Source organism: Nostoc sp. FACHB-280, from assembly GCF_014697615.1.
GTDB lineage: Bacteria > Cyanobacteriota > Cyanobacteriia > Cyanobacteriales > Nostocaceae > Nostoc_B.
The window spans coordinates 1-12,926 of sequence record NZ_JACJSD010000065.1 but is presented as its reverse complement, the minus strand read 5'-3'; the positions used below and the strand labels follow the sequence as shown (position 1 = coordinate 12,926).

The window sequence follows — 12,926 nt, the reverse complement described above, 5'->3', positions numbered from 1 at the left end:
GGTAAACTGAAAATCGGGACACTTCCTCAAGCTCTTAATTTGTATAAGGACAACTTAAATAGTTATGGTATCGACTCACCCCACTGAGGTTCAACATACTGGGACTCAGTATTTGCCTCAAAAGCGTAACCCAAACGAAACTATTTCGCCGAACCAGGAACTGTTACCTTTAACAGCTAGGGTTAACAGTAATGACTGTCTGGAAATTGGTGGGTGTGATGTCACAACCCTAGTACAGCAGTTTGGTTCGCCACTCTATATTTTAGATGAAGAAACTCTCCGTGCGGCTTGTCAGCAGTACCGAGATGCTTTTAAGCAATATTACCCTGGTGTATCTCAAGTATTATATGCTTCTAAAGCCTGGAATTGTTTAGCTGTTTGTGCGATCGCAGCCTCGGAAGACTTGGGAATTGATGTCGTCTCTGGTGGCGAACTTTACACAGCTTTAGCTGCTGGTGTTAGTCCTGAAAAAATTTACCTCCACGGTAATAATAAATCCCAGCCAGAGCTAGTTTTAGCAATTGAATCTGGTGTGACAATTGTTGTCGATAACTGGCAAGAATTACACAATTTGGTGGAATTAACCCAAAATACCCAGTCAGTTCGGATCATGCTGCGGCTAACTCCGGGTATTGAATGTCACACCCACGAATATATCCGCACCGGACATTTAGATAGTAAGTTTGGCTTTGACCCCAACGACTTAGACGAAGTATTTAGCTTTGTGAGCAAGCAACCTTCCTTAAACTGTATAGGTTTGCACGCCCATATTGGTTCCCAAATTTTTGAACTGCAACCCCATCAGGATTTAGCGGCTGTCATGGTGCAGTGGTTCCGCGATACTGCTAAGTATGGTTTAAGTTTAACGGAACTAAATATTGGTGGTGGATTAGGTATTCGCTATACAGAATCTGATGATCCCCCAAGTATTGAAGATTGGGTAAAGGTAATTTGTGAAGTTATTCAAGAAACTTGTGCCGCGGAAAATTTGCCTTTACCAAAGCTATTATGTGAGCCAGGGCGATCGCTAATTGCGACATCTTGTATTACTGCCTATACTATTGGCGCAACCAAAGTAGTACCAGAAATTCGTACCTACGTATCTGTTGATGGTGGGATGTCCGATAATCCCCGACCAATCACTTACCAGTCAGTTTATCGGGCTGTAGTTGCTAATAAAATGTCTGCTAATGTAACAGAAACAGTCACCGTAGCTGGTAAACATTGTGAATCAGGAGATATCCTAATTAAAAATGCCCAACTGCCCAAAACTGAACCAGGAGATATTCTGGTGGTTATGGCGACTGGTGCGTACAATTACAGTATGGCATCTAACTACAACCGCTTACCCCGACCCGCAGCAGTAGTAGTAGCCAATGGCGAAGCAAATTTGATTTTGCAACGCGAAACTTATCAAGACTTGATTCGGCAAGATTGTCTACCAGAAAGACTAAAAATTAGTCATTAGTCCTTAGTCATTAGTCATTTGCAAAAACTAATGGCTAATGACAAATGACAAATGATTAACCTTATAGATACAGAAAGATAATCCAGATGTCATGAAAGATTGGTCAAAGCATTGGCTGACAAACCTAGGATGGTCGCAGTCCTTGCTACTTGGGACTCTGGATATAGTATTAGTGCTGGCGCTGACGTACATGATACTAGTGATTATTAGTGAGCGCCGGACACTATGGATGGTGCGAGGATTTATTATTTTAATGTTGGCATCGGCACTCAGCGGTAGATTAGGCTTACCACTGCTGAATTTTGTCTTGGAAAAATTAGTGATTGGTTGTGCTGTGGCAATGGCAGTAGCCTTACAGTCAGAATTTCGGCGTTTTTTGGAACAACTAGGGCGGGGAGAATTACGTCAGTTGTTTCAAACATCAAGTTTATCCATCCCCAAATCTGATAGTGTGATTGATGAAATTGTCGATGCGGTGAAAGAACTTTCAAAAAACCGAATTGGAGCTTTGCTAATTCTAGAAACCACTGGCCCAATTGACGAGCGAGATTTTTCTGTGCCTGGAGTTAAGCTGAATGCCGAGGTCTCTAAGGAACTTATACAAACAATTTTTCAGCCAAAAACTTTGTTACATGATGGAGCGACATTAATTCGCGGCTCACGAATTGTATCATCAGGTATAATTCTACCACTTTCGGGACGCACAGCCTCGCGCCAGTTGGGTACACGCCATCGGGCAGCGATGGGAATTACTGAGCGGGTCGAAAATTGTATTTGTGTAGTTGTATCAGAAGAAACAGGTTCTATTTCCTTAGCGGAACGGGGAACCCTAAATAGACCACTGACCATTAGAAAACTGAAAGAGTCCTTAGAGGCTCGATTATCTCCAACTGTAGATCGGGAAGCAGTTGCTCCTGGTCTATTAAGCTGGGTGCGTCAGATTGGTAGTAAGGCACTGGTACTATTTTCACGTTTACTTGGATTACCATCGACCGCTTCACGAGACAAAAAATGACTGTACAACAAACTGAACTGCTATATTTGCCTCCCGACTTGAACCGGGAACTACTGCCCAAACACGTTGCGGTAATTATGGATGGCAATGGTCGATGGGCGAAACGTCAAGGTTTACCGCGAATTATGGGACATAAGCGTGGTGTAGATGCTTTGAAGGATTTGCTGCGTTGTTGCAAAGACTGGGGAATTGAAGCACTGACAGCTTATGCTTTTTCTACGGAAAATTGGAAAAGACCGCAGGAAGAAGTGGATTTTTTGATGACTTTATTCCAAGTAGTTTTACGCCAAGAACTGCGGGAAATGGTCGAGGAAAATGTGCAAATTCAGTTTGTGGGGAATTTGCAGGCTTTACCAAAGTCACTGCAAGAAGAAATTACCCGTTCAATGGAAGCGACAAAGAATAATCGCAGTATTAAATTTTCTGTGGCAACTAATTATGGTGGACGGCAGGAAATTTTACAAGCTTGTCGAGCGATCGCCGAAAAAGTCGAGCAAGGTATTCTCAAACCAGATGAAATCGATGAAGCGGTATTTGAAAGCCATCTGTATACAGCCGGAATTGATGACCCTGATTTATTAATCCGTACTAGCGGTGAAATGCGTCTTTCAAATTTCCTTCTCTGGCAAATGGCTTATGGAGAAATTTACATTACTGAGACGCTTTGGCCAGACTTTGACCGCACTGAATTTCACCGAGCTTTGTGTGCTTATCAGCAACGCGATCGAAGATTTGGGAAAGTTTAGAGGCTAGGGGCTAGGGGCTAGGGACTAGGGACGAGTATATTACTGACTCTAAATTTTTGCTTACTTTACTAAATTTAGATTTATTCTTCTTTTTCTCTAACCTCTAACCTCTAACCTCTAGCCTCTAATTCACGGCCCAGAAAATACCGCTTGTTCGATATCTTCCCGGCTGAGAGAATACTTGAATGAGCGTTGGATTTCTTGACGATTTTCGCCAGCTTCGAGATATCTAACTACGATTTGTTCAATATCTAACCAAAGTTCAGCTTGCCAATCAGGTCTTTGCACGCGCCAACAATGAAGTTGTGTTTCATCTTGTTGACAACCTTGGTCTTTTAGCCATTGCTCAATTTGTGGCAGAGGATGATTATATAAAGGGGTATCTGCTGGCAGAAGAGACATAAGAATTTGAGATGGTGCGTTAGGAAATAGTTGATTTGAAGATGGAAAAGTTATAGTTTAGCAATTCCCCAGAACTAGGGGATTGGGTAAGGGAAGAAATTTGCTGTTTTGGGGTTGGTTGGGGTGATTGAGTTTGAAAAGCTGCTTCACCACGAGCGAATCCAATAGCTATCGCCAGTAACAAACATCCCACAAAAGTCAGCCCCAGAATAAATAAAGCGAAAATTTCCCCAGAAGAAAGGGGGCGATCGCTGGCATCCAAGTATGCCGATTTCGAGTAATCATAAGAATAACGCACCGGACGATGCAAATCCGCAGGTGCTTGAATTACACCAAAGCGGGAATAACCAATTTTCAAATCATAACTGAGTCGCCTGTCTGGATGGCTTAAAGTAGCATAAGCTTCATTAATTTGCTGAAATTTAGCAGTAGCAAGGGACGCAGGTAATTCTGTAGTGTCAGGATGATAGCGTTTGCTCATTTCCCGATAAGCACGGCGAATGTCGATTACCGATGCTGAGGGATGCAGTCCTAATAAAGAATAGTAGGAGGTTTCACTACTTTGTGGCATTGCCCCGTTTTGGTTCACGGCTGTTTGAGGTTTGCAATCAAGTTTTTTCTAATATTGTAAACCTGCCTGCCTGTTACACAGAGGGAAAAATCATTAGATTTCAAGGCTATTTTTCAGCACAGACTCCTAGCAAATCCAATAATTGTCAGAACTTACTGTTTTTTGAGAATGGGTGTAGGTATGTAGAATTAGAAGGAGTGACAAGGGAGACAAGGAGGACAAGGAAGATAAGGTAAATTAAGAGGGAAATTAAGATAGATTATCTATTGGTATTGCTGAAAGCAGTGTGAACCGATGCAAAAAATTATCCCCACATTCAACAATACCAATAGTATTTCGATACTTATCTTATTTTTGCTTCATTTCTCGGCGCTTTTGTTCTAAAGCAGCCAGTAATTTCAGCACAGGCGTTTCAAATTCGGCATTTCTTTTGTTGACGGCTTCAATAGGTGGTAAAGAAAAAGTATCGGGAAAATTGAAAACTAAATCACCAATACGGATTCCTAAAGGTCTTAAATGTCCACCCTTGAGTTTTTCGCGTAAACTTTCCGGGGGTTTTTGCAAGTCATTAAAAAACCATTCCCTTGTAGATTTGCCAATATTGTCTAAAGGAAAATAAACCAAACCCAGCAAATTAAACAAATTACTGTTTTTAATTAAAGCCTCGGTTTCTTCGGGTGTTGGTTTAACGTTAAAACCCAGACTGATAATAAAATCTGCTAAAGCTTTGGGTTTAATGGCGCTGTCTAGTCCAGTATTCACTGGTGCTAATAGTAGAGATGCTTGGCTTTTAATAAAGATGCTGTTAATTTTGACATTCGATGAATCAAAATCTGTTTGGTTTTGGTCTAAATCTTGATTAACATAATAGGAAGTTAATTCTTTAGCCTTTTTACGTTGCTTTTCTAGGTCACGAATTAGGGTTACTAAATCGTTGACAATACTTTTAACTTTTTTAGCTTGTTTTTCTGGCGATAAATTTCCTGAAGTTTCTTTGACTATTTTCCAAACAAAAGCTTCTATTTTTTCAGGCTCTTTAGGCAAAGCACTAAAAGCTTCTAAAAGTGCAATATATTTACAACCAATACTGTGACCTATCCAAGAAAAGTTAGAATCATCGAGATAAATTTTATAGTCATAACCTGCTACTTCTGCCATTCTGACTAGTTCTGGTATGAGTTTATATTGCTCTCGAATAAGAAACCCTGCCTCCCTATAATGGTCAAAAGTAAAGTTAAACGGCAAGAGAATAATTGTATAGCCTTGCTGATATAAGCATTCCAGCAAATAGCGATAAAAGAACATTGGCCCAAACGTGCCGAAAAAAGCCCCACCAATGAATTGAATTACGCCTTTAGGTTGGGGATGTAGTGCTACCCAGCTAAAGGAAACAGGTTTAAATCTCAACTTTAAATTTGTCATGTTTGTGCTTGGTAAATAGTAGAAATTGAGGTGTTTTGATGAATCAAAACACGCCTAATAAAGATATGCTGAGATGGCTTCTCAGCATCTCATTTGATTCGGAAGTAGCAGTAATTTACAGCAGATGATAAGTGACTGAAGTACACAGTTTAGTTCTCGAATTTAGATAGAGAGACTATTGTGTGTGATTCTGAATTTTGCTGTACGTTCGTGGTTTGTCATTAAATACTGCACGTTAAGTAATAATTACGTTAACTGTAACTTTTCTTTACAATTGATGATATTGTCTTGTAGTGTCGTTATCTAAACGACTGTGGCAGATAGGTTGATAAAATCTAGACTTAGACAGCAATTATTCATTAAAAATAGTAAAATTTGGAGATTTTATGCCCAAGCTCAACGTTAAACAGAAAAATTGGTTACTTTCAGCCCATGTTGCATTCGGTAGTATTTGGTTTGGTACGGCTTTGAGCATGATAGCGATCGCCTTAAAAAATAGTCATACTACTAACGGTGATGAATTGTATGCGGTTAATGCTGCTTTGAAATTGCTGGATGATTTTGTGATTATTCCCTCTGCTAACCTGTCTTTATTGACTGGTGGATTGCTCTGCTGGTTAACAATTTGGGGATTTTTTAAACACTATTGGGTAATCTTCAAATGGGTGGTGACAGTTAGTTTGATTACGACTGGAACTGTGTGGTTAGGGCCTTGGTTGAACGCTGCTACTAGTATTTCAGATATTGAGCGATCGCAAGCCTTGAGCAATCCCCTGTACAATTTTGATATCAAAGGTGTTTTAATCGGTGGTGCTATTCAAACAGGCTTTATACTTGCGATTATTGGTGTTTCTGTATTGAAACCTTGGGGTAGAAGAGTTATCAAATCCGCAGAAGCTTCTACTGCTTTAAAAACTGAGACGAAAGTAAATTAACTGTCGAAATTTAGGAGTCAGAATGTTGAATGAATCATTCTGACTTCTGAGTTCTGAATTCTTACATTTTTTGATAGCGCATTCCTGGGAGTTGGGAAACCAAACCCATGAGTTCTAGTTGTAATAACAAACCAGACACAGAACTAGCGGGAATGCCTGTTGTTTGGACGATCGCATCAAAGGGTACAGTATTACAGGCGATCGTATCAATTATCTGTTGCATTTGCGGTGATAAATTCGGCAAATTTAACTGTTCTGCGCTTGGCGAAGGCGCGACTGTATCTAATTGGGGTACAGCACCCAACAAAGTTAATAGTTCATCTAATTCTCGAACAATCATCGAAGCGCCTTGGGAAATTAACTTTAAACAACCTTGGGATGGATAATCATCTAATCTTCCTGGTAGTGCATAAACATCTCTGCCAAAATCGTTGGCGTAGGTAGCAGTAATCAACGCCCCAGATTTTAAAGGTGCTTCCATCACCAAAATTGCCCGACTTAAGCCAGCAATAATTCGATTACGTCGGGGAAAATGAGTGCGTTCAGGTGGGGTTTTGGCGGGATATTCACTTAAAACTAAACCTGCATCTAAAATCTGTTTGTACAAATCCCGATTTTTGTGGGGATAAATCACATCTACACCCGTTCCTAAAACTGCGAGTGTACGTCCACCAGCTTTAATTGTGGCGCTGTGGGTTTCGGTATCAATTCCCTCCGCCATACCAGAAACAACAGTAAAGCCATTTTTTGCCAAAGCTGTGCTGATTTGGCGAGTCCAACGAATCCCATACTCTGAAGGTTGACGAGTACCAACAATTCCCACCATCGGTTTTTGTCCGAAGTTTTCAGATAAATCAACTTCACCCCGATAGTACAAAACAGGCGGCGGACTGGGTGTTTCTAGTAGTAAGCGGGGATATTCTGCATCGGCTGGTGTCCAAAAATGCGGGTTTTCTTGTTGGTGTTGGGTAAGTAATTGTTCTGGATGTAACTGCGATCGCATTTTAATTACTTTGCCCAAAGTTTGCAAACCAAAACCCTCAACTTCCCCTAATTCAGCTTTACTCGCTTCCCAAGCTGTAGATAAACTACCAAAACGCTGTTTTAAACGTTGCAATAAAACTGGGCCAATTCCCGAAATTTGCCCCCAAGCTAACCAATATGCACGTTCTTCTACCACTGACTGATCCTCACACCCATTCTCGTTGAGTATTCCCAAATCATTCACAGTAGCTACAGTTTTTTCAAAAAGAGGGGATAGGTTATAGGTTACAGGGGACAGGTTACAGTTTATAGGGTTGTTATGACTGTTATTGCGAGTGCAACAATGTGGCAACACCCTAATTTTTAACAACTTTTAAAGTTTGCAAACTTGGATCTGCACATCCACTGATTATCCCGCCCATCGCTTGAATTTGTTGGAGATATGATATGGCTGCTTGAGTAATTAATTCTCCTGGCATTAAAACCGGGATTCCGGGAGGATAGGGACAGACAATTTCGGCACAAATGCGATCGCTTGTTTGTTCTATTGGTAAAGTTTCATGAGCAGCAAAAAAAGCATCACGGGGAGATACCTGCACCGTATACTCAGCAAAATTCTGCTCAAGAGTAGTCTTGATAAAAACTTTCTTACAGTTATACTCTTCGACAAGAATTTGACAAGCTTGAATTAATTGCTCAATATCGTTAATGGTATTTCCCAAACTAATAATAAAAGTCAAATTATGTAAGGAAGAAAATTCCGCAGTTACACCCAACTTTTCATTTAAAATTTCCTCCGCCTCAAACCCAGTTAAACCTAATTTACTGACGTTAATTGTCAACCGAGTTCTATCTAATTCCCAAAAACCAGGTGATAGTTTTGGTGACAAAATCGATAACCCAGGAATTTGGCTGATTTTGTTTCTGGCTATATCTGCAAGTTCCAAAGTCTGCGACATGAGTTGTTCACCATTCAGCGCCATTTGTTGACGTGCGGCATCTAACGAAGCTAAAAGTATGTAACTCGGACTGGTAGACTGAACTAGTTGCAAAGCTTTACTAATGCGATCGCGATCGATTATCTCTCCTTGAATGTGCAGCATCGATGCTTGTGTCATCGCACTGAGGACTTTATGAATTGACTGGACAGTTAAATCTGCACCTGCGGCTAAAGCTGGAGTAGGTAATTCATCATGAAAAGCGAAATGTGCGCCGTGGGCTTCATCGACCAACAAAGGCATATTATATTGATGGGTGATGTTGGCGATCGCACCCAAATCTCCACAAACACCATAATATGTGGGATACACTGTCAACACCGCTTTGGCATCGGGATGCTGTTTTAGGGCAGTTGCGACAGCTTCGGGCGTGATACTGTGGGCAATATCAAAAACTGGGTCATATTCGGGATTGATAAAAATTGGCATCGCCCCAGAAAGAATTAAACCCGCGATCGCTGAAGAATGCACATTGCGGGGCAAAATAATTTTATCGCCAATACCACAAGTAGCCAGAATTGCCGCCTCAATGCCACAGGTAGAACCATTGACAAGAAACCATGTTTGTGAAGCACCAAACGCCTGTGCTGCTAATGCTTGGGCGGCTTGAATTACACCTTGGGGAGAAAACAAACTATCTAACTCAGCCAATTCAGTTAAATCTGCCCGAAATAACTTTTCACCCAGTAAATCAGCCAATACTGGCGATATTCCTTGACCCCGCTTATGTCCAGGAGTGTAAAACGGCGAGTGAGGCTTGATTGTACAAGCTTTGAGCGCATCTAATAAAGGTGCTTCCTTTTGGTTGAGCATTAATCTATAGCAATCTTATTTGATTGATGAGAATCGAGAGGCTCAGATCCCCGACTTCTTCAAGAAGTCGGGGATCTTTGGGTTCACTAATGATTTGGGAATGCTATGAAAGTTTCAGACTTCACACTTCATACTTTTAATTTTTTCTTAATCTGTGCTTGATTGTCGGTTGATAAGTTCATCGCATTTATACGGCAAATTCATTAAGGGTGGATATGGATTTTATCAATTGCGATCGCCTCTTATCAAATCGTTATAGACGGCGGAGTGTTTTGCTGGGTGCGGGATTTTTTACAGGTTTAGCATTAACCAGCCAATGGCAACCAGCATTAGCAACATCCAGATTTTCTAGCTATCCCTTTACCTTGGGTGTAGCATCTGGCGACCCTTTACCAGATAGTGTGGTGTTATGGACAAGGTTAGCACCAGACCCCTTAAATGGTGGTGGAATGCCACTAAGAAACGTGGTGGTACATTGGGAAGTCGCCCTAGATGAGAATATGCGAAAAGTTGTCCGACGTGGTAGAACTTTAGCGATCGCAGATTTAGCCCACTCAGTACACGTTGATGTTCAAGGCTTAGAACCTAACCGTTGGTATTGGTATCAGTTCCGCGTCAGTAATGAACTTAGCCCCATCGGACGGACTCGCACAGCACCAGCATTTCATAGTTTGATCAAACAACTAAACTACGCTTTTGTTTCTTGCCAAGATTGGCAAAATGGCTTTTACACCGCCTACCGCCATCTAGCAGCAGAAGATATTGAGTTAGTTGTACATCTGGGTGATTACATTTACGAATACGGGCCAGAAACAGGCGGGCCGCGTCAGCATAATAGCCCAGAAATTATGACTCTGACAGACTACCGTAACCGTCACGCACTTTATAAAACAGACCCAAATTTGCAAGCGGTTCATGCAGCATTTCCTTGGATAGTCACCTGGGATGACCACGAAGTAGAAAATAACTACGCCAACTTAATTTCCGAAGATAACGTTAATCCAGAAGTCTTTGCCCAACGTCGCGCCAATGCCTACAAAGCCTACTACGAACACATGCCATTGCGTCTGTCTTCATTTCCTAATGGTGCAAACCTCCAGCTTTATCGGCGGTTGAATTATGGCAATTTAGCTCAGTTCCACGTTTTAGATACTCGTCAATACCGCACAGACCAACCTTGTAATGATGGACTCAAGCCCCGGTGCGTACAAGCCTTTGATGAAAATGCCACAATGACAGGCTCACTACAAGAACGCTGGCTATTCAACGGCTTAGACCAATCCCGCGCCCGTTGGAATATTATTGCTCAACAGACAATGTTTGCTCAATTTGATTTTGACCCTCGCCCAGAAATCGGAGTATTCAATCTAGATCAATGGGATGGTTATGTAGCTGCACGTCAGCGAATTGTGAATTATCTCAACTATCGCCGACCTACTAACCCTGTAGTCATTACAGGCGATATCCATTCCAGTTGGGTACACGACATCAAACTTGATTTTAATAATCCTGCCTCTCCAACTGTAGCGACTGAGTTCGTCGGTACTTCCATCACCTCAGACTTCCCCACCTCATTCATTGCACCAGTCCAAGCCGCCTTGAGAAGTAATCCCCACACCAAGTTTTTCGATGGTGCATTCCGGGGTTACGTCCGTTGCCAAGTTACTCCTAAACAGTGGCAAAGTGATTATCGAGCAGTTTCTAGCATCGTTGACCCCAATGCTTCTATCAGCACCCTAGCTTCCTTCGTTGTCCAAGATGGGCAACCAGGAGCATATCGCCAAGCTTGATTCATATCCTGCACAATTCTCAACCATAGGGTGGGCAATGCAAAAAAATTGCTTAAATTCTCATTTTTACATCGTTAGCATTGCCCACCCTACTGGCTGGCTTTGTGTCTTCTTTTTGCGTAATTTTATAGAGGAAAATATGAAATTTTGTTAAGCAATGCGTAATTCTTCGGTGTCACTTTGAATTTATAAATAGAGAGAAAAGTTCACGCCTCAAGCTCGTGACTTTTAACTCAGCAATGCTAAACAGCTAAATTCATTTGTCTACTAAATTAAAAGGTCAACCTAAATCTATGCAATCCCAAGAAACAGAACCAACAGTTCTTGATTCGCAAATATTACCAGAGTTACACGCTGAGTTGTCCAAAGAAATATACAGTAGTCTAAATCATGATAAACTAGTTGAATTATTAGAAAAATATGGTCTTTCAGATTTAAAATCCTTTCAATTACAGTTCTTAATCGACCTAAGTCAAGTTAAATCTAGCCAAGAAAATCAAGGAATTTTGCCCAGTATTACCCCGCCCAAGGTTAAATTACAGTGTTATTACCAGAATGGACAATGGTATGACTGTGGTTTTCCTTAAAAATACACTGCATCTTGCTCATACAAGGCAAAAAAGCAGATTGGGAAACATTTTTCTGTAGTAAATATTAGAATGGGGTAATCTTTCTTTTACTATTACTAGTAAGTTACGAAAACAAAATAAAAATTTTCTCAATCAAAAAAGCGGTGCTATCCTTAATAAGGATAACACCGCTTTTTTTTTATAAATTTAGTACTCTTTTATAAAACTCTTTTCTCTAAAAATAAAGTTTCAGAATAGTATTAAAAATAAACGTTTATAAGAATCATAACAAGCGAATTTTGTCAATTATTCAACAGGTGATTGCATTTTGAAAGTACAATCACAATTGTTCAGTGAGTTGTGTGGAGATATGAGCAATCTTCATTGGTGGTCAAGAATTTTAGGCAGTGCAATAGGTAGTGTTATGGCTTTTTCTGCTAACTCAACTTCTGCCCAAATCATGCAGGATGGGACATTGCCCACCAATTCTCAAGTCACAACACAGAACAATACTACAATAATTACAGGGGGTACTCGCCTCGGTGATAACCTCTTCCATAGTTTTTTGAATTTTTCTGTTCCTGCTAATACTACAGCTAGTTTTCAAAATACTGCTGGTATTCAAAACATTATCAGCCGCGTAACAGGTAATTCTGTTTCTGAAATTAATGGTACTCTCCACGCTGGAGGTACAGCTAACTTGTTTTTGATTAACCCCAACGGAATTGTGTTTGGGCCTCAAGCTACATTAAATATTGGCGGTTCTTTTCTGGCAAGTACAGCTAATAGGATTAACTTTGCTGATGGTAAGACATTTAGTGCCACAGATACACAAGTTCCATCTCTATTATCTGTCAGTATTCCCATTGGTTTACAATTTACAGCGATCGCAGCTCCTATCCGCAATTTATCTCAAGCAAGTCCCAATGAAGCAATGAATGTGATTGAGCAACCTGTTGGCTTACAGGTGCAGTCAGGTAAAACATTAGCACTAGTAGGCGGTAATTTATTCTTAGATGGAGGAAATATAACAGCGAAGTCGGGAAATATTGAATTAGGAAGTGTTGCTCCTAATAGTCTAGTTACTAAGCTGTTCAGCATTTAAATTGTGTATAATAGAAAGCTGAATTAAGTAAAAAAAAGGAATAATGCCAGCAAAAAATCATTTAACTTCTCAGCAAATAGAGAAACTACAAAAAGCCTTAAAACTGGA

General features: G+C 40.7%; 12 protein-coding genes. 7 read left to right on the top strand and 5 right to left on the bottom strand.

What is annotated here, in order from left to right; translation table 11 throughout:
• The first annotated feature begins 64 nt into the window (after positions 1-64).
• From lysA to uppS, 3 genes are all read left to right on the top strand, one after another.
• Positions 65-1,468: a diaminopimelate decarboxylase gene (gene lysA / locus H6G75_RS29720; protein ID WP_190983499.1), complete on the top strand. Its 1,404-nt coding sequence runs from the start codon at positions 65-67 to the stop codon at positions 1,466-1,468.
• A gap of 91 nt (positions 1,469-1,559) precedes the next feature.
• Positions 1,560-2,483 (top strand): diadenylate cyclase CdaA, encoded by a 924-nt coding sequence (gene cdaA / locus H6G75_RS29715; protein ID WP_190971222.1) that lies wholly within the window; start codon positions 1,560-1,562, stop codon positions 2,481-2,483.
• Positions 2,480-3,229: a polyprenyl diphosphate synthase gene (gene uppS, locus H6G75_RS29710; protein ID WP_190983498.1), complete on the top strand. Its 750-nt coding sequence runs from the start codon at positions 2,480-2,482 to the stop codon at positions 3,227-3,229. Before cdaA ends, uppS begins: the two co-directional genes overlap by 4 nt.
• A gap of 129 nt (positions 3,230-3,358) precedes the next feature.
• Here uppS and H6G75_RS29705 read toward each other — a convergent pair whose 3' ends face one another.
• The 3 genes from H6G75_RS29705 to H6G75_RS29695 all read right to left on the bottom strand — a co-directional run bounded on the left by H6G75_RS29705 (position 3,359) and on the right by H6G75_RS29695 (position 5,624).
• Complete coding sequence (locus H6G75_RS29705; RefSeq protein WP_062289537.1) at positions 3,359-3,631, bottom strand: DUF3143 domain-containing protein; 273 nt, start codon at positions 3,629-3,631, stop codon at positions 3,359-3,361.
• Between the two features lie 19 nt (positions 3,632-3,650).
• On the bottom strand, positions 3,651-4,202 hold the full coding sequence (locus H6G75_RS29700) for a J domain-containing protein (RefSeq protein WP_190983497.1): 552 nt from the start codon (positions 4,200-4,202) through the stop codon (positions 3,651-3,653).
• 348 nt (positions 4,203-4,550) lie between these two features.
• Positions 4,551-5,624, bottom strand: a complete 1,074-nt coding sequence (locus tag H6G75_RS29695) for a DUF1350 family protein (protein WP_190983496.1) — start codon at positions 5,622-5,624, stop codon at positions 4,551-4,553.
• A 386-nt stretch (positions 5,625-6,010) separates the two neighbouring features.
• Between H6G75_RS29695 and H6G75_RS29690 the strand changes: the two genes are divergently transcribed.
• On the top strand, positions 6,011-6,559 hold the full coding sequence (locus tag H6G75_RS29690; RefSeq protein ID WP_190983495.1) for a hypothetical protein: 549 nt from the start codon (positions 6,011-6,013) through the stop codon (positions 6,557-6,559).
• Between the two features lie 61 nt (positions 6,560-6,620).
• On the opposite strand, the gene dprA is transcribed toward H6G75_RS29690, so the two are convergent.
• Together dprA and H6G75_RS29680 are read right to left on the bottom strand one after the other, a co-directional pair.
• On the bottom strand, positions 6,621-7,739 hold the full coding sequence (gene dprA / locus H6G75_RS29685; RefSeq protein ID WP_190983494.1) for a DNA-processing protein DprA: 1,119 nt from the start codon (positions 7,737-7,739) through the stop codon (positions 6,621-6,623).
• Between the two features lie 160 nt (positions 7,740-7,899).
• Positions 7,900-9,354 (bottom strand): aminotransferase class I/II-fold pyridoxal phosphate-dependent enzyme, encoded by a 1,455-nt coding sequence (locus tag H6G75_RS29680; protein WP_190983493.1) that lies wholly within the window; start codon positions 9,352-9,354, stop codon positions 7,900-7,902.
• 215 nt (positions 9,355-9,569) lie between these two features.
• Between H6G75_RS29680 and H6G75_RS29675 the strand changes: the two genes are divergently transcribed.
• The 3 genes from H6G75_RS29675 to H6G75_RS29665 all read left to right on the top strand — a co-directional run bounded on the left by H6G75_RS29675 (position 9,570) and on the right by H6G75_RS29665 (position 12,818).
• On the top strand, positions 9,570-11,144 hold the full coding sequence (locus tag H6G75_RS29675; RefSeq protein WP_190983492.1) for an alkaline phosphatase: 1,575 nt from the start codon (positions 9,570-9,572) through the stop codon (positions 11,142-11,144).
• Positions 11,145-11,437: 293 nt separating this feature from the next.
• Complete coding sequence (locus H6G75_RS29670; RefSeq protein ID WP_190983491.1) at positions 11,438-11,731, top strand: hypothetical protein; 294 nt, start codon at positions 11,438-11,440, stop codon at positions 11,729-11,731.
• A gap of 352 nt (positions 11,732-12,083) precedes the next feature.
• A complete protein-coding gene (locus tag H6G75_RS29665) occupies positions 12,084-12,818 on the top strand; it encodes a filamentous hemagglutinin N-terminal domain-containing protein (protein ID WP_190983490.1) in 735 nt (244 codons plus the stop codon).
• Positions 12,819-12,926 lie beyond the last annotated feature (108 nt).